This window comes from Enterococcus sp. DIV1368b (assembly GCF_050529595.1).
In the GTDB taxonomy this organism is placed as follows: domain Bacteria; phylum Bacillota; class Bacilli; order Lactobacillales; family Enterococcaceae; genus Enterococcus_B; species Enterococcus_B mundtii.
The window spans coordinates 2,463,363-2,482,885 of record NZ_CP172883.1 but is presented as its reverse complement, the minus strand read 5'-3'; the positions used below and the strand labels follow the sequence as shown (position 1 = coordinate 2,482,885).

At 41.0% G+C, this 19,523-nt stretch carries 10 protein-coding genes; 9 read left to right on the top strand and 1 reads right to left on the bottom strand.

The genetic code is table 11. The features are described from left to right. Nucleotides 1-247: 247 nt before the first annotated feature. Nucleotides 248-1,240 carry a virulence RhuM family protein gene (locus IGJ19_RS11380; protein ID WP_430604057.1) on the top strand — a complete coding sequence of 331 codons (993 nt, stop codon included), beginning with the start codon at nt 248-250 and terminating at the stop codon, nt 1,238-1,240. Between the two features lie 167 nt (nt 1,241-1,407). Here IGJ19_RS11380 and IGJ19_RS11375 read toward each other — a convergent pair whose 3' ends face one another. Further along, nucleotides 1,408-2,400: a LacI family DNA-binding transcriptional regulator gene (locus IGJ19_RS11375; RefSeq protein WP_430604055.1), complete on the bottom strand. Its 993-nt coding sequence runs from the start codon at nt 2,398-2,400 to the stop codon at nt 1,408-1,410. Between the two features lie 182 nt (nt 2,401-2,582). Here IGJ19_RS11375 and IGJ19_RS11370 point away from each other — a divergent pair, with 182 nt between their 5' ends. From IGJ19_RS11370 to IGJ19_RS11335, 8 genes are all read left to right on the top strand, one after another. After that, on the top strand, nt 2,583-3,902 hold the full coding sequence (locus IGJ19_RS11370) for an ABC transporter substrate-binding protein (protein WP_430604053.1): 1,320 nt from the start codon (nt 2,583-2,585) through the stop codon (nt 3,900-3,902). Next, nucleotides 3,902-4,777 (top strand): carbohydrate ABC transporter permease, encoded by an 876-nt coding sequence (locus IGJ19_RS11365; protein ID WP_065097084.1) that lies wholly within the window; start codon nt 3,902-3,904, stop codon nt 4,775-4,777. The genes IGJ19_RS11370 and IGJ19_RS11365 overlap by 1 nt, the downstream gene beginning before the upstream one ends. Continuing rightward, the gene (locus tag IGJ19_RS11360; RefSeq protein WP_065097085.1) at nt 4,764-5,600 is read left to right on the top strand and encodes a carbohydrate ABC transporter permease; all 837 of its coding nucleotides are present in this window, start codon (nt 4,764-4,766) and stop codon (nt 5,598-5,600) included. Before IGJ19_RS11365 ends, IGJ19_RS11360 begins: the two co-directional genes overlap by 14 nt. Before the next feature lie 12 nt (nt 5,601-5,612). After that, nucleotides 5,613-7,118 (top strand): alpha-amylase family glycosyl hydrolase, encoded by a 1,506-nt coding sequence (locus tag IGJ19_RS11355; protein ID WP_430604050.1) that lies wholly within the window; start codon nt 5,613-5,615, stop codon nt 7,116-7,118. Next, on the top strand, nt 7,073-8,026 hold the full coding sequence (locus IGJ19_RS11350; protein WP_258866397.1) for a DUF1861 family protein: 954 nt from the start codon (nt 7,073-7,075) through the stop codon (nt 8,024-8,026). Before IGJ19_RS11355 ends, IGJ19_RS11350 begins: the two co-directional genes overlap by 46 nt. Nucleotides 8,027-8,038: 12 nt before the next feature. Continuing rightward, the gene (locus tag IGJ19_RS11345; RefSeq protein WP_430604048.1) at nt 8,039-9,106 is read left to right on the top strand and encodes a BtaManbiosPhlase; all 1,068 of its coding nucleotides are present in this window, start codon (nt 8,039-8,041) and stop codon (nt 9,104-9,106) included. Then, entirely contained in the window at nt 9,103-10,821 is a 1,719-nt protein-coding gene (locus tag IGJ19_RS11340; RefSeq protein ID WP_430604046.1) for a phospho-sugar mutase, read from the top strand. The genes IGJ19_RS11345 and IGJ19_RS11340 overlap by 4 nt, the downstream gene beginning before the upstream one ends. 878 nt (nt 10,822-11,699) lie before the next feature. Further along, nucleotides 11,700-19,358 carry an isopeptide-forming domain-containing fimbrial protein gene (locus IGJ19_RS11335; protein WP_430604044.1) on the top strand — a complete coding sequence of 2,553 codons (7,659 nt, stop codon included), beginning with the start codon at nt 11,700-11,702 and terminating at the stop codon, nt 19,356-19,358. The last annotated feature ends 165 nt before the right edge of the window (nt 19,359-19,523 follow it).

Here is a 19,523-nt window from a genome sequence, read left to right as displayed (position 1 = left end):
ACTAAGACTTTGAGCGAAGTCTTAGTTTTTTTATACATAATCGTTTTATCATATTATTTGGCGTATATATAAGTGACACGATTTTTTGCTATAATACAAATAAATCAGTGAAGGTCATATTTTGTGGGAGTTACCAAGTAAGAACTATGTTCGTTCGAGTTACATATGATCTGAATCAAGTATCGTGACAATTTTAGCAACTGTTTTAATAGAATACAGGTGGAATCAAGAAAGGAGAACAATCAAATTGAATGAAATCCAATTTTTGATGTATGAAGACAGTGAGAAAGTGGAAGTAGTGGTGCAAGATGAAACCATTTGGGCAACACAAAAGACAATTTCGAAGCTTTTTGATGTTGGCATTCCAGCAATTAGTAAACATCTGAAAAATATATTTGATTCTGGTGAATTGATAGAAGATCGAACTATTTCCAAAATGGAAATAGTTCAAAATGAGGGTGGAAGGTCAGTAAAAAGGGCGACCACATTTTATAATCTTGATGTCATTATTTCTATTGGCTACCGAGTCAACTCGCAAAAAGCAACAAAATTTCGTATTTGGGCAACGGATGTCTTAAAAGACTATATTCGAAAAGGATTTAGAATTGATGTCGAACGAATGAAACAAGGTGAACATGCGTTTAGTAAAGATTACTTCCGAGAGCTACTCGAAACAGTTCGTTCAATTCGTGCAAGTGAGCGCCGTATCTGGCAACAAATCACTGATGTTTTTGCAGAAATTTCTTATGATTATGATAAAAATGCAGAGGTAACAAAGCAATTTTATGCAACTGTACAAAACAAATTCCACTATGCGATTACAGGAAGAACAGCCGCAGAAATCGTTTATGATAAAGCGGATAAAACGAAAGAAAATATGGGACTCACTACTTGGAAACACTCACCAGATGGACGGATATTACAATCGGATGTTGCAATAGCTAAAAATTATTTGACTGAAAAACAAATTCGTAGTTTAGAGCGAAATGTTTCCTCTTACTTTGATTACGTAGAACGTCTCTTAGAAGATGAGATATTACTTAGCATGGAAGATTTTGCAAAAAGTATTGATGAATTTTTAACCTTCAATCGTTATCAGATCCTTGAAGGGAACGGACAAATCAGTAATAATATAGCCAAGAAAAAAGCAATCGATGAGTACAAGGAGTTCAATAAGCATCAAAAGATCGTTTCTGATTTTGACAAAGAAGTGATGAGAATCAGGGGAGAGATAGAATAGTTATTGTTTTGTAAATCAACTATGATATGAAAAAATTGAAATTAGTGTTTTTGTATAATAAGACAAAAAAGATGTTAGAGAAATAACGAGAATTGAATAATTTTTTTGATAAATCACACAAAAAACCGCTGAACAGCCCCTTTCCCTCTAGCTGTCCAGCGGTTCCTTCATTTATCCACCATCCTCACCGATCCCCAAATATTCAACTCCGGTACGATCTGTTGATGGATGATTGGTTCGTCTGGATGATTGATACGATGTAACAAGGTTCGGATGGCGAGTTGGCCCATGAATTCCAAGTTGGTGGCAACGTTGGTCAATCGTGGGATCGCCATGCGTGTGAATTCTGTTTCGTCAAAACAAATGATACTGATGTCATCTGGTATTGTATAGCCAGCGGATTGGAGATAGCTGTTGAGCATGAAGGCTAATCCGGAATTGACACAAAACCAAGCATCGGGCATTTGCTCGATGCTTTTTAGGCGACTGAACAAAGCGCCTTGGGATTCCTCGATTTCGGTGATCTCGATTTCTGGTTCTTGTGAGATGCCGTGTTCTGCTAAGGCGCGATGGTAGCCCCGGTGGCGTTCGAGGTAACTTGGCGAAAAGGAGGTGTCGCCGATGAAGCCGATTCGTTTCATGCCGTTCGCAATGAGTAATGAAATGGCTTGGAACGTGCCGTCGGTATTTTTGGACAAAATGGCATCCGCGAGTAATTCTGGATCGTGATGATCAATCAAAGTTACGGGGATTCCTGTAGCAATCACTTGTTTTATGTAGTCATTGTTACTATGAGAAAGTACTAAAATACCGTCATATTCATTGATGTGTTCTGGCAGGATCATTTGTTGTAGTATTTCATCGGTTAAGGTATACGTGTCTAATTTGATATGTGCGCGTTGTGCGGCAGATTCTGCGCTTTTCACGATTTCGCCGAAGAAACTTGTTTGGGAAAAGGCAAATTCAGTTGCCATCAAAAGAAAGCTCATGGTGGTGTCTTCTGTGACGGTTTGGTAACGATAGCCTAGTTCGTCGGCTTTATTTTTTACTAGTTGTTTGGTTTGCTGGCTGACGCCTGGTTTGTTTCGTAGTGCTTGCGAAACGGAATTTTTAGAGATTCCTAGTGCATCAGCGATGTCTTGCATCGAAGCTTTTTTCATAAGTTCACCTAATTTCTCGTAATGTTTATATTGATTATAACATAGTACATCTAAAATAATCACCTAAAAAGATTACAAATGTAACTCTGTAATGTTAATTACGTAATGTTGACAAACGTAATTACTGATGGTATGATTGTCGCAGTTATAAAAAAACGTTTACAATCCAAGGGGGAAGATTCATGAAGATGAAGAAAATATTTTTGGGACTTACGACTGTATTAGCAGGAACTGTTTTACTTGCGGGCTGTGGCAATCAATCAACGAGTGGGGATTCCGGCTCAGATGATGGGAAAACGAAAATCACTTTTTGGGCGGCACCTAATCCGACGCAATTGAGATATTGGCAAGAAATGGCGACAGAATTCGAAGCACAAAATGACGAGATCACAGTCGAAGTGACCCAGATGAAAGAAAGTCCATCTTCTGAAGCGACGATCCAAAGTGCAATTGCATCGAATACAGCACCGACGTTGTCTGAAAATGTGAACCGTAGTTTTGCGGCACAATTGGCGGCCAGTGAGGCGATTTTACCATTGAATCAACAAAATGGATTTGATTCGATCGTGGAAGCAAGACATATGAATCAAACGATTGAAAGCTGGAAATTTTCTGACGATAGTCAATATGTATTACCAGTGTATTCAAACCCCATTTTATTTGGTTGGCGAATCGATTTATTAGAAGAACTTGGCTTTTCTGAGGTTCCAAAAACGTATTCTGAATTGTTAGAGGTTGTAGAAAAGGTTCAGGAAACAGATAAAGCATTATGGGCGAAAAGAGACTTGTCTGACCCAACAGCTTGGATGCGTTGGTTTGATTTCTTCCCGTTGTACAATGCGGCGAGTGAAGGTGGCAGTTTTGTAGAAAATGAGAAGTTTTCTGTGGATGAGGCTGCAATGACGGATGTATTTGATTTGATGAGTCAATTAGCAGATGCGAATGTTTTGCGAACAGGTGAAGCGACTGATCCATTTGAAAATGGGGATAGTATCATGACTGATCTTGGTCCGTGGACATTCCCGAATTGGGATGAAAAATATCCTGAGTTGACGTTTGGTGAAAACTACACAGTGACGACACCTGTTGTGCCTGATGGTTTAGCAGATGTGGAAGAAGTTTCAACTTACGCAGATGCGAAAGGGATCGTGATGTACGCGCAAGCAACAGAGGAAGAACAGGCGGCAGCGATGGCGTTCTTAGAATTTGTTTATTCGGATGATGAACATGACATGAAGTTACTAGAAATGACGTCATTGATCCCTGCGAGAGACGATGCGAAAGAAAATGAAATTTTTGCTGCATACTTTGAGGAGAATCCAGCGATGAAAGTATACGCAGAGAATGTTCCGTTTGCTGTACCGGCAATGGATAATGAAAAATTCAATGAGATTCAACAAGCGTTTGGTGAACAAGCGTGGGTACCAGTGATTCGTGGAGAAAAGGATGCGAAAACTGCAACAGCAGATGCCAAATCAGCGGTTGAAGGGGCGCTTCAATAATGAACAAAAATACAAAGTTGGGCTGGTTATTTACCAGCCCATACCTGATTTTTACTGTCATCTTCTTTTTATTACCGCTTTTATGGTCGTTTTGGTTAGCGCTGACAAGTTGGAATATGATTTCACCAACGGTTGAATTTGTTGGTTTCAAAAATTTTATTGATGCGTTTCATAGTCCGGCGATTCGAGCAGCATTTGTGGTGACCTATAAATTTCTACTGGTCTTTGTTCCGATGGCTTTGATTTTATCGATGACGATTGCGTTGTTAGTGAATAGTTTGCCTAAGTTTAAAGGCTTGTACATGGTAGCATTCTTCTTACCTTATCTTTCGAGTGGAGTCGTGACCTCGTTGATCGTGAAAGGATTGCTTTCGTACAATGGCCCTTTTAATACGTTTTTACGTACGAGAATGGGTTGGGATATTGATTGGTTGGGTAATCCTCAGACGTCGATTTTTATCGTTTCACTGATGATTGCTTGGAAGATGTCCGGCTATTATGGCTTGATTTTGATTTCTGGTTTGGGAAATATCAATAAAGAAGTCTATGAGGCTGCGGCGATCGATGGCGCAAGTGCATGGACGCGTTTTTGGAAGATCACGTTCCCGATGCTTTATCCTGCGTTTTTCACGGTGACGGTGCTTGCTGTGGGGATTAGTTTTGGGATCTTTACGGAAGTGTATCAATTGACGGGTGGCGGGCCGAATTTTGCTACGAATACGTGGCAAATGGAGATCTATAATCAAGCGTTTGTCAATCTTCGCTCGGGGTATGCTTCAGCAGTCGCGTTAATGGCTTCTGTGGTGACGTTTGCTTCGATTGGTGTGATTCGTAAACTATTAGAAAAATGGGGGGAGAAAAATGGTTGGTCATAAACGGACAAAAGGCAAAAATACGATTCTTTATCTTGTAACGACCCTCGTAATGCTGATCATGACGTTTCCTTTTGTGTACTTAGTCATGCATTCTTTTGCAGTTTGGGATCAAGTGGATCGTCGCATTATCCCGACAAATTTTAGTTTACGTTCTTGGACGTGGCTTTTCGGAGGTTCACCGACTTCTGCGGATGTTCCGTGGTTGGGGGCTTTTGTCAATACGACGATCGTGGCGACGGTAGCAACTGTTTTAATGATGTTGTTTGCTTTGATGGTCGGTTATGCGTTGGCAAAGATCGAGTTTAAAGGGAAAAAATTAGTAAACAATTTTATTCTTTTCCAAATGTTTTTCCCAGCAATCATTTTACTGATCCCGCAGTTTTTAATGGTGACGAGAGTGGGGTTACTGGATTCATATGCAGGAATGATCATTCCTACAGCGATCAGTTTATGGGCGATTTTTATGTATACAAACTTCTTTAAGGCAATTCCCAATACATTAATCGAGGCGGCGAAGCTAGATGGTGCAACGGAGATGCAAGTCTTGTTCAAAGTCGTGTTACCGATGTCTAAATCAATTACGACGGTGATTTTCTTGTTCTTGTTTACGGATCGTTGGACGAATTTATTGTGGGATATGATCGTGTCGAAAAGTGATAGTACAGTGACGTTGAATGTCTTGATTTCGCAAATGTTCGGCCCCTATGGCACGTTTCCAGGACCGATGTATGCGGCGTCAGTATTGTTGACTTTACCATTGATCGTTTTGTTTTTGATTTTCTCAAAACGATTCCAAGATGGTATGCAATTTACATTGAAGTAAGAGGACAGAACAATGTGGTGGAAAAATGCAGTTTTTTATGAAATCTATCTCGCTTCTTTTGCAGATAGTAATGGCGACGGGATTGGCGATATCGATGGTGTTAGAGAAAAGTTGCCTTACCTCAAAGAATGTGGCATCGATGCCTTATGGCTCACGCCATTTTATCCTTCGCCAAGAGTCGATAATGGGTATGATGTTTCGGATTATTGTGCGGTTGATCCGCAATATGGGACTTTGGAAAACTTTCGATCACTTTTGGAAGAAGCACATGCATTATCGATAAAAGTCATTATTGATGTGGTTTTGAATCACACGTCAACGGCACATCCATGGTTTATGGAATCCAGTGCGAGCCAAGCGAGTGCAAAACGTGATTGGTATATTTGGCGAGACCAGTCGAATAATTGGGAAAGCTTTTTTGGTGGCAGTGCTTGGAAGATGGATCGCCGAACCAATCAGTATTATTATCACAGTTTTGCAGAAGAACAGGCAGATCTGAACTGGCAGAACCCTGAAGTGAAGCAGGCGATCTATGATGTCTTGTCTTTTTGGCTGGACATGGGTGTGGATGGGTTTCGTTTTGATGTGATCAATAATCTAACGGTGAATGATACTTTTACAGATAATCCTAGGGATGAAGAGGGGAAACAGGTGCATCTCTATGATGTCAATCAGCCTGGAGTGATGCCAGTTCTTAAAGAAATGAATCAATGGCTCAAAACAGTCGCTCCAAATATTTTTACAGTGGCTGAGATCAGTTCGGATCAGTTATCAGTGATTTCAAGTTATGTGGAAGAAGCAGGATTCGATACGGCGTTCAACTTTAATTTAGGAAGTATTGAAACGTTGGATCTAACGACATTGACCCACGAATTTCAAGAGATGAATGCACGTAAACATCTTCCAACTTTATTCTTTAATAGTCACGATATGAGTCGTTCGTGGAACCGGTTGGCACAAGAAGATCGTGAGACGTATGAATTATTGTCCGTCTTTTTATTGATCAATCATGGCGTGCCCTTCTTATTCCAAGGAGAGGAACAAGGAGTAGGTGATTTTCTTCCGACCCATCTTTCGGAGATTCGCGACATCCAAGCGAAGAATAAATACCATGAACTATGCCTCTTTGTAGAAACACGACAGGCACTTTCAGCCGCCAATGAAGTGAATCGCGACCGTTCCCGGGGGATGATTCCTTGGGGAGAAAGTCAACGACCTGGGTGGATCGGGACGAGCCCGAAAAATCCAGAAGGGGAATTGATTTCTTCTGTCTATCAAGAATTGATTCGTTTGCGTAAAGCGGAGGGACCTTTTCAAGAAGTTACGAATATTCAGTTGGAAAAAGGATCTATACGCTATCAAGTAGAGCATTTATCCGTAGTGCTGAATTTTAGTGAGTCATCTGTAGAACAGAATATCTCAGAAAACGTTCAAACGATTTATGGCAAAGGAATGCTTAGTGAGGATCGTAAATGGGTCAACGTGCCATCAAAAAGCTGTTGGATTGGAAAGGAATAGCAATGATCAAAATAAAAAACTTAATTGAAGATTATCGAAAAAATAAGCCTGAACAAATGAAAAAAGCGGAATTTTTGACATTTACAGGTGTGGGGACGAAGGATGTCTATAACATTACTGCACCCTTTGAGTTAGCGGGAGAAGTGGTGCTAGCTGGGCGTGTGGAAGCTAGAGAGAGCGAAGATTCTACTGTCTACTTGTTTAGAGAAATAGCTAAAAATACGTGGGCAAAGATTTCTGATGGCATCGAATTACCATTACAAGATCCTTTTTATACGGTGATCGACGGGAAAGTGATTTTAGGTGGGGTGGAAGTTATTTTCTTGCCAGAAGGTCAGGCGCAATGGCGGACCATTTTTTATCACTTAGAAGATACAGCAACTGCCCACCACTTATTTGAAGGACCATGGGGAATGAAAGACTTACGTTTGAAGCAATTGTCAACTGGTGAAATTTTAGTCATGACACGTCCACAAGGAGAAAAAGGCGGTCGTGGCAAGATTGGTGCTTGTCTGATCGATCAGCTGGCTGATCTATCGATCCAAAAAATCGAAGAAGCGCCATTGTTAGCGAATCAATTTTCTGAGGAAGAATGGGGCGGCGCAAATGAAATTTTTGAGATTGATGGAGTGATTTGGGTTTTAGGCCATATTGCGAATTTTGATGAGCAAGGTGATCGCCATTATTATGCGATGCGTTTTTCTTTTGATCGCAGAAACCATGCAATGAAAGATGTGCGCATCCTTGCAGAAAGAAAAGATTTTGCTAAAGGACCGACGAAACGACCGGATCTTGTGGATGTGGTCTTTAGCGGAGGCTTGGACCTGTCTTCTGAGCATGGTGTTTTATATGCCGGGATCAGTGATGCAGGCGCACAAAAATTAGAAATCGAAAATCCATTTAAGTAGAGGTAAATACAGATGAAAATAGACCGTTTTAATGAAAATCCATTGATTACACCAGAAGATATCAAACCGTTACACGACGGATATGAAGTGATTGGTGCATTCAATGGGGGAGTTGCTTACTATCAAGGGGAAGTCTTACTCTTATTGAGAATCGCAGAGCGACCAATCTCGGAAGGTCCAAAGGTGATCAAAGCGCCTGTTTATGATCCAGCAACGCAAACGATGGAAATCTTATCTTTTGATCGTGAGGATGAAAATTATGATTTTGAAGATCCACGAATGATCCGTAAAAAAGATCAGTTAGATCGTTTTGAATATTTGACTTCTTTATCTTATATTCGAATTGCTCGGAGTAAAGATGGACATCATTTTACGATCGACGAAGATGCCTTTTTGTATCCGTTTAATGAATACCAAACATACGGCATAGAAGATGCGCGTTGTACGCAAATTGGCGATACCTACTACGTCAATTTTAGTTCTGTCTCACCGATGGGGGTCTGTGATTCTTTAGTTTCAACGAAAGATTTCAAGTCTTATCAAGATCTTGGCAACATATTTGCGCCAGAAAATAAAGATGTGTTGATCTTCCCAGAACAAATCAATGGGAAGTACTATGCGTTGCACCGTCCGTCGCTAAAAAGTATTGGGAATTATGATATCTGGATTGCGTCTTCACCAGATTTAGTGAGTTGGGGGAACCACCATCATCTGTTAGGTGTTCGAGAAAATACATGGGATAGCGGTCGAATCGGCGGCGGTCTAGTGCCTATCAAAACGGATCAAGGTTGGTTGATCATCTATCATGGCGCAACCGCACAACATCGCTATTGTATGGGTGCCGCACTTTTAGATTTAGATGATCCAACCAAAGTGATCGCGCGCAGTCATCAGCCAATCATGGAGCCAGAAGCGGATTATGAAAAGAATGGTTTCTTTGGGGATGTTGTCTTTGGCTGTGGGGGATTACTTGATGGCGATCAGTTGACGATGTATTACGGTGTAGCTGATACATCAATGGCTGGTTGTACCCTTTCGATCAATGAGATTTTAGATCAAATGAAAGAAGAACGTCCATGAGCTGGCAACAAAAATATCAAGAATGGCTAAATGAAGGATCTTTAGAAGAAGCGATGAAAGAGCAATTAGCGGCTCTTTCTGACTCGCAAGAAATCGAAGATCGCTTTTATCAGTACTTGTCCTTTGGCACAGGTGGGATGCGCGGGGAACTCGGAGTCGGTACGAATCGGCTGAACAGTTACACGATCAAACGCGTTGCTTTTGGTTTAGCTACTTATATTCGTGAAAAAAATGCAAGCCAACAAGGCGTAGTGATCGCATTTGATAACCGTCATTGCTCAAAGGAATTCGCTGAATGGACGGCGCGAGTATTAGCCAGTCAAGGGGTCAAGGTTTATTTATCTGATTGTTTACGTCCAACACCGCAATTGTCGTTTCTTGTTCGCCATTATCAAGCGTGTGCAGGAGTGATGATCACGGCTAGTCACAATCCAAAAGAATACAACGGATTTAAAGTTTATGGACCAGACGGTGGGCAGATCACTTTAGAAACAGCAGAGAGACTAACGGAACTTTTAGCGCATGGACCCAATGAGTTGTCGATTGAAGCAGACGCGTTGTCTGTTTATAGAGAGACTCAGCTGATTCATCTTTTTGGTGAAGAAGTCGACACTCTTTATTTAGAACAGTTGACGGCAGTCATTCAAAATAAAGAAAACATCCGACGATTTGGCTCGCAGCTTAACATGATCTATACGCCATTACATGGAGCTGGAAATATTCTTATGCAAAAAGCATTTGAGCAACTAGGATTTGCTAATCTCCACGTCATAAAAGAGCAAGCGTTGCCTGATCCAGATTTTTCAACAGTAGCGTCACCTAATCCGGAAGATAAAGAGGCTTTTGCGCTGGCATTAACAGAAGCAAAGAAACAGGAGGCACAGTTGATATTAGCAACGGACCCAGATGCAGATCGTTTAGGTGTCGTGGTTTTGAAAGACGGAGAACCAGTATTCCTTACAGGGAATCAAATCGGGGCTTTATTGCTGGACTACTTGATTCGAAGCAAACAACAGAACCAACAATCCTTGACGAACTTCTTTATAGCCAAAACGATCGTCACTTCGGAACTAGGTGCAAGAATTGCTCAAGCACATGGGATCGAAACGAGAAATACGTTGACTGGGTTCAAATTTATCGGGGAACAAATCCAACAAGCAGAAGAACAAAAAGGGAAAGATTTTTTGTTTGGGTACGAAGAAAGTTATGGCTATCTGATCGCCCCTTTTGTTAGAGACAAAGATGCGATCCAAGCGGCGGTATTATTAGCAGAAGCAGCGTTAGACCGTCATTTATCAGGGCACGATTTGATTGATCGCTTACATGAACTGTATGAAGAATACGGCTACTATGAAGAACATTTGGAAACACAGATTTTTTCCGGAAAAGATGGAATCATCCAAATGAACCAACGACTGGATCGTCTGAGAGAACAATCATTTTCGCACTTAGGAGAGTTTGTGCTTTCCTGTACAGAAGATTACGCTACTTCACTAAGAACGACGCCAAATCAACAATCATCTACGATTGACCTACCCACTTCCAATGTCTTGAAGTATATATTCATAGATGGTTCATGGTTCTGTCTACGACCATCAGGTACAGAACCGAAGTTTAAGATTTATTATTCAGTGAAGGATAAATCTCAACCTTCTGCACAAGAGAAATTGCTTCGCTTGCAGAAGGAATTTCAGAAACTATTGGATAATTTATAAACAATACGAAAAGCCAAGCTAGACTTCTGAACGGAAGAGTCGCTTGGTTTTTTTTGTAGAAAGAATTAAGTGACTTTAAATATTCAAACATAACGTTGTTAGTATGGAAATCTAACATACATAAAAATTAATGGACAATTAGAGAAGAGGAAAGTTTTCTTATTGATTATAAATTGTTATCTAATGACTAGGCATTTACGCTCTGTTTATTATTTATTTTGTTATTATAAATCAGGGATAAATATGTATATATTTGTTTTTTTATCTTTTGTATTCAATGATATAAACAATTTTTTGAATAGTAATTCAAAGTGGATCGGTTTGTGAAGAATGATATCATTAATAACATATCTAATAACTTCAGCTAGACAGATGATTCGATTTGTCTAAAATCAGCGGGTATCTAATTCTTAATTTTGATTGACATAACAATCTATCGTTTTGTTCATAACGTTATGACGTGTGTGAATTGTAGATTCGGTTGGTTGAATAGGAGAGAATACAGCCTTTTACCTTTAAAATAAGTATTTATAATCATTTTATAGTTAGAAATTTCTGACTTTTTCTTTCTTTACGTAAATCATTGCACACTTTCTTTTACTAAAAAAAATTGGTATCAACGAGAAATGATTCGCTTAATAGGCAGTTTGATTTGTAGTTTTTTTATACATATATATAGGAAGAAAGTTCTTTTTCAAGAAAATAAAATAGCATATTAGTCATTAATCTCCTTCTTTTTTTCACTAAAATACTCGTATTATAGGCGTATATATATGGTGTGTGATTTTATATATGAGAAAATACTCATCTACAAACCCGTTTTCTTTGTGTTATTTAAACAACGATTATATAGTGGGGTGAAGGAGGTTATTTTAAAAATGAAAAAAGTGTATAGAGTTCCATTCAATTATTTAGCTGTTGTTATGTTGTTGGTAGCGAATCTGCTGCCTGTGACGAGTGTGTTTGCCGAAGGGGTGGCACCACCGAATGAGAATATATTCGACTCTCCAAGTTTATCGATCAAAGCAGATGCTGAAGCGAATACGGAGAACCAGCAATTAGTGGATGTGACGTATGAAGTGACGAACAAAAGTGAGGCACCCATCAATCAGTTGATCATCCATCAAAAAAATGAAAACGATACACCTGTTAAATTTGATGAGCAAACACTAAAAAATAATCAGAAGTTAGTCGAATCAACCGATCCAATCGTTTCGTTTGAAAAGATGGAAAAAGCAGAAGGAACCCAATTACGAATTGCTACCCTTCAACCAAATGAAACAAGAAAACTTTCCATCACCGGGGAACAAACGAATCGATCCGTAGATCAATTAGCAGCTGAGATCAAACAATCAGAAAACAAATTAGGTGAGCTCAAGCTCAATTTTCCAAAAAAAGAACTTGCACCAACTAGCACTACCTCATCACCTATACAAGAATCTACCGCACAACCAGAATCATCGATACCCAGTCAACCAACCAAAGAAACAACATCAGAGTCAGAATCGACTGTGCCAACAGAAAAAACACAAACAGAAGAATCACAGTCAACAAGTGAAGAAGCAGAGGACCCCGACCCTGGATTACCTCAAGCACCTATGGCTCAAGGCCCTCGACTTGCGCCGACACCAGGACGAGGCTTCGAAAAGCCAATCTATAATAGTGTGCACAAAGGCGAACTTTTTTCTACAGGAAATACTAATCTAAAGATCCTTGATGAAAAAGAGTATCGAGCAAATATTTTCTTGAATACTAAAGCGCCTAGTAGTGGCTATTCGATCAATAACTTTGTTTTAGAATTTGCTGATGTAGATGGCGACCCGACAACATATAATTCTAGTCGCGCATATATCGATTTAGATGGTGCGAAAGAGATTGCATGGGCGGGGTTATTTTGGAGTTCTTCTCGTTATAAAGGCCCTACATTTGGCACAAATCTTTCGGATGAAGAAATCAGTGCACCAGTCAAATTTACTACGCCAAATGGCACATCACAAAGAGTTGCCCCTCAGTATTATCATCGAATTGACCAAGATAAAACTGATCCTGGACAATACTTTGGCTATAACAATACAGGCTTTTCAAATTATGCAGATGTGACATCGATCATTCAAGGAGATGGCAGTGGAACTGGTGGCTATACCTTAGCTGATATCCCTATGACAAAAGCGCTAAACCAGAAAGCTCAATACTATAATTTCAGTGGCTGGAGTCTATTTGTCGTAACAAAAGATCAAGCAAAACATTCTCGAGCATTCAATGTTTACTACGGTGCTAGAGGAAATAAAGCTGGGACAAATAATGAGTTTGTCATGAAAGATTTTATTACAGCCAAACAAGGAAAACTAGAACCTATTGTCACCTGGTTCACTGTACAAGGGGATAAATTGTTTACTGGTGACAATGCGCAAATCAAAAATAGTGCAGGAACTTTTGTCAATATCATCAACACGATCAACCCTGTAGGAAATGTGATGAATGCCACCGTTTCTGATAACGATCAACATATGGTGGACAAGTATCCTGGACAGTTCAATCCAGGACATCCCAACTTTTTGGATATCGATATCGATCGGCTTTCTCTACCAGAGGGGCTGATCAGTAATGGCCAAAATCAAATCAGTTTCAGAACGACTAGTATTGGCGATGACTTCTCTACGAATGCTGTCGGTTTCTCTGTCAATGCTGAGATTCCCGAGCTAGAGATCAATAAAGAAATCGTGAATCCTAAAGAGACCTACAAGATCGGAGAGACAGTCACCTATCGTGTACACGTAAAAAATACAAAAGAAAATTCAGAAGCCGTCAATACGTTGTCTAAGGATGTCTTAGATAGCCGTTTGGATTATGTTCCTGGCTCTTTATCAGTCGTGAGTGGTCCCAATGCTGGTCAAAAAACTGATGCTTCTGGCGATGATCAAGCAGAATACACAGCAGCTAACCGGACAATGACTGTTCGTGTTGGTGAAGGCGCAAATGCTACAACAGGGGGCAGTTACAAAGGAACGACGACTGAAACAGTGTATGAATTCCAAGCGAAAATCAATGGTACAGCTGTTGCCGAGCAATTGATCCCCAATCGTGCAACTGTGCAAGGGACAGATGCAGCAACCAATACAGCACTTGAAAATCAATCGAATGTGGTTGAAGTAAAAGTAGAAAAAGAAGAGTTACCAGGAAAGATTGAAAGCACGAAAACGGTCAATAACCAATCGCCGAAGCTTGGTGAAGAAATCGACTATACGATCAACTTTAAGAATACGGTAGAAAATGGTGTGCTGAATCAAGTGACGATCACGGATAGCTTGCCTAAAGGCTTGACGTATGTCGAAAATAGTATCGCAAGTAGTGGCAATGATCCTAAACCAACATCAATGACTGTAGTGAATGGAAAAGTAACTGCTGTATATCCAAAAATCACTGATACAGCTACGCGATCAATCACTTTTAAAGTCCGAGTGAATGAAGAAGCGGTCGCAGGGCAAGCGATCATCAATCAAGCCATCGTCGACGATGGCGTAAATCCGCCAATTAAACCAGAAGTTCCTGTAACACCTGTAGAAACACCAGGAGTATTGGAAAGCAATAAGTCTGTGAATGATCAGTCACCGAAACTAGGAGAAGAGATCGAATATCGTATCACTTTCCGCAATAAGATCACAAATGGTGTCTTGAAACAAGTAACGATCAAAGATACCTTACCAACAGGCTTGACCTATGTGGAAGGTAGTTTGACTAGCGAAGGGGATGATCCTCAACCGACTAATCTGACTGCTAAAGACGGTACGATCACCGCTGAATATGGCAAGATCAGTGATACGAAAACTCGTACGATCATCTTTAAAGTGAAAGTCAATGAAGAAGCGAAGGTCGGCGAACCGATCATTAATAAAGCAACCATCGATGATGGAACGAATCCGCCAGATGAACCGGAAACCCCAGTGACACCAGAAGAAACACCAGGAGTATTGGAAAGCAATAAATCGGTGAATGATCAATCACCGAAACTAGGAGACGAAATCGAATATCGTATCACTTTCCGCAATAAGATCACAAATGGTGTCTTGAAACAAGTAAAGATCAAAGATACCTTGCCAAAAGGTTTGACCTATGTGGAAGGTAGTTTGAGCAGCGAAGGGGACGATCCACAACCGACAACTCTGACTGCTCAAGAGGGCATAATCACGGCCGAATATGGCAAGATCAGTGATACGAAAACTCGTACGATCATCTTTAAAGTGAAAGTCAATGAAGAAGCGAAGGTCGGCGAAACGATCGTCAATAGAGCGACCATTGATGACGGCACGAATCCGCCAGATGAACCGGAAACCCCAGTTACACCAGAAGAAACACCAGGAGTGTTAGAAAGTACAAAAACAGTGAATCATCAATCACCAAGAATCGGTGATGAAATCGAATACCGGATCACGTTCCGTAACAAGATCCAAAATGGTGTCTTGAAACAAGTAACGGTGACAGACAACTTGCCTAAGGGCTTGACGTATGTGGAAGATAGTTTGACTAGTGAAGGCGACGATCCCCAACCGACGAAGTTAGTGATGGAAAATGGGAAATTGACAGCCGAGTATGGGACGATTTCTGATACGAAATCCCGTACGATCATGTTCAAAGTAAAAGTGAATGAAGAAGCAAAGGTTGGTGAACAAATCATCAATAAAGCAACGATCGATGATGGCACGAACCCACCAGATGAACCGGAAATACCTGTCACACCTGAAGAGACACCAGGAGAGTTAGAAAGTACGAAAACGGTCAACAATCAATCACCAAAAATTGGGGATGAGATCGAGTACCGCATCATGTTTCGTAATAAGATTCAAAATGGTGTCTTGAAGCAAGTAACGGTGACAGACAACTTGCCTAAAGGTTTGACGTATGTCGAAGGTAGCTTGAAAAGTGAAGGAAACGATCCAAAACCGACAAAATTAATAATGGAAAATGGAAAGTTGACTGCCGAGTATGGCTCAATCACTGATACCAGTACTCGTACGATCGTCTTTAAAGTAACTGTCAACCAAGAAGCAAAAGCGGGTGAAACAATCGTCAACAAAGCCTCAATCGACGATGGCACGAACCCACCAGACGAACCAGAAACGCCAGTCACACCAGTAGTGACACCTGGTCAATTAGAAGTAACAAAAACAGTTAACCATCAATCACCAAAAATCGGTGACGAAATCGAATACCGTATCAGCTTCCGTAATAAAGTAACCAATGGAGTCATCGACCAAGTAACGATTACCGATACGTTGCCTAAAGGCTTGACGTATGTCGAAGGCAGTTTGACGAATGAAGGTGCTGATCCGCAACCAACTAGCTTAGAGATAGAAAACGGGAAAATAACCGCTGAATATAGTAATATCACCGATACTACTGTACGTTCACTTGTCTTTAAAGTGAAAGTCAATGAAGAAGCGAAAGTTGGCGAGCCAATCGTCAATAAAGCAACGATCGATGATCATATCAATCCGCCGGACGAACCAGAAACACCAGTGACGCCAGTGGAAACCCCGGGAGAGCTAGAAAGTACGAAATCGGTCAATCATCAATCACCAAAAATCGGTGAGGAAATCGAGTATCGTATCAACTTCCGTAATAAAGTCACTAATGGCGTATTAAATCAAGTGACAGTGACTGACAAGTTGCCTAAAGGGTTAACTTATGTGGAGGGGAGTTTGACAAGCGAAGGGGACGATCCACAGCCAATAAATCTGACAGCAAAAGATGGAACGATCCTCGCAGAATATGGCAAGATCAATGATACAAAAATTCGCTCGATCGTCTTTAAAGTGAAAGTCAATGAAGAAGCAAAAACAGGTGAAACGATCATTAATAAAGCAACGATCGATGATGGCACGAATCCGCCGGACGAACCAGAAACGCCAGTGACGCCAGTGGAAACCCCTGGTGTATTAGAAAGTACAAAAGTAGTGAATGATCAATCACCGAAGCTGGGCGATGAAATCGAATACCGTATCACCTTCCGTAATAAAGTGACGAATGGTGTCTTAAAACAAGTGACAGTGACGGATAATTTACCAAAAGGCTTGACGTATGTGGAAGGTAGCTTGATGAGTGAAGGGGATGACCCCCAACCAACAAGCTTGAGTATGGAAAATGGCAAATTGGTTGCCGAATACACAGGGATTGCCGATACGAAAGTACGCTCGATCGTCTTTAAAGTCAAAGTCAACGAACAAGCAAAAGTCGGCGAAACGATCGTCAATAAAGCGAACATCGATGACCATATCAATCCGCCAGATGAACCAGAGATTCCAGTAACTCCAGAAGAAACACCGGGCGAACTGGAAACAACGAAAACGGTGAATAACCAATCGCCAAAACTTGGGGAAGAAATCGAATACCGCATCACCTTCCGCAATAAAGTGACGAATGGTGTCTTGAACCAAGTCACCGTAACGGATAACTTGCCTAGAGGCTTGACCTATGTCGAAGGTAGTTTGACGAGTGAAGGGGATGACCCCCAACCGACAAGTTTAGACTACAAAGACGGTACGATCGCCGCAGAATATGGCAAGATCAGCGACACAAAAGTACGCTCGATCGTCTTTAAAGTGAAAGTCAACGAAGAAGCGAAAGTCGGCGAAACGATCATCAATAAAGCGAACATCGATGACCATATCAATCCGCCAGATGAACCAGAGATTCCAGTAACTCCAGAAGAAACACCGGGCAAACTGGAAACAACGAAAACGGTGAATAACCAATCGCCAAAACTTGGGGAAGAACTCGAATACCGCATCACCTTCCGCAATAAAGTGACGAATGGTGTCTTGAACCAAGTCACCGTAACGGATAACTTGCCTAGAGGCTTGACCTATGTCGAAGGTAGTTTGACGAGTGAAGGGGATGACCCCCAACCGACAAGTTTAGACTACAAAGACGGTACGATCACCGCAGAATATGGCAAGATCAATGATACAAAAGTCCGTTCAATTATCTTTAAAGTCAAAGTCAACGAACAAGCGAAAGTCGGCGAAACGATCATCAATAAAGCGAACATCGATGATCATATCAATCCGCCAGATGAACCAGAGATTCCAGTAACTCCAGAAGAAACACGGGGAGAACTGGAAACAACGAAAACAGTCAATAACCAATCGCCGAAACTTGGGGAAGAAATTGAATACCGCATCACCTTCCGCAATAAAGTGACGAATGGTGTCTTGAACCAAGTCACCGTAACGGATAACTTGCCTAGAGGCTTGACCTATGTTGAAGACAGTTTGACGAGTGAAGGCGACGATCCACAACCAACAAGTCTAGGCTACAAAGATGGCACGATTACCGCAGAATACGGCAAGATCAGCGACACAAAAGTACGCTCGATCGTCTTTAAAGTGAAAGTCAACGAAGAAGCAAAAGTCGGCGAACAAATCATCAATAAAGCCACCATCGATGATGGCACGAATCCGCCAGACGAACCAGAGATTCCAGTAACTCCAGAAGAAACACCGGGCGAACTGGAAACAACGAAAACAGTGAATCATCAATCACCAAAACTTGGGGAAGAAATTGAATACCGTATCACGTTCCGTAATAAAGTGACAAATGGTGTCTTGAACCAAGTGACAGTAACGGATAACTTGCCTAAAGGCTTGACCTATGTTGAAGGCAGTCTGACAAGCGAGGGAGACCAGCCGGAACCAACAAGTCTAACCTACAAAGACGGTACGATCACTGCCGAATATGGCAAGATCAGCGATACAAAAGCTCGCTCAATGGTCTTTAAAGTGAAAGTGAACAAGAACGCCGTATCAGGGAAAGAAATCTTGAACATTGCCACAGTGGATGACCATGTGACACCACCAGATAAACCAGAAGTACCAGTGGTTCCTGAAGATCCAGATCAACCCAAAGTTCCAGATGGTAAACTGGTAAGTGAGAAAACTGTTAATCAAAAAACAGTAAAAATCGGAGAGGAACTTGAATACCGGATTAGTTTCCACAATACGGTAGAGCATGGTATCTTGAATCAAGTGACTGTCACCGATAAGTTACCGAAAGGTTTGACGTATATTGAAGACAGTTTGACAAGTGAAGGCGACGAGCCACAGCCGACAAGTGTAACCTACAAAGACGGTACGATCACCGCTGAATATGGAAAAATCAGCGACACAAAAGTTCGTACGATCGTCTTTAAAGTGAAAGTGAATAAAGAAGCGGTGGCAGGGAAAGAAATCTTGAACATTGCTACAGTGGATGACCATGTGACACCACCAAGTGAACCAGAAGTACCAGTCATTCCGGAAAATCCAGATCAACCAGAAGTTCCAGTCGTTCCTAATCAACCGAATAAGCCAGACGTACCAGTTGTACCAGAAAAAGAAGTACCTAACCGACCAGAGCCTAGAAAACCTGCTCCAAAGGAAAAGGAAGCAAGAAAGTCATTTCTTCCTAAAACAGGCGAAGCAGTTTCTTATACGCTGATCGCTTTAGGTGGTATCCTAGTAGTAATCGTATTGGTCGTGGCAGTAAAGAAAAGAAAACAATGATTCGCCAGAACGTAAAAAACTGAATAACTGAACTGTATTTAATTTGTAGCAACCTTAATTCAGATGATTGGTTACTCTATCTTTTTTTCGATAGCAAATTTAGCAGAGACCGTCCTCCAAATAGGTGAATAGCAATATTTGGAGGGCTGTTTTTATAGATTATTT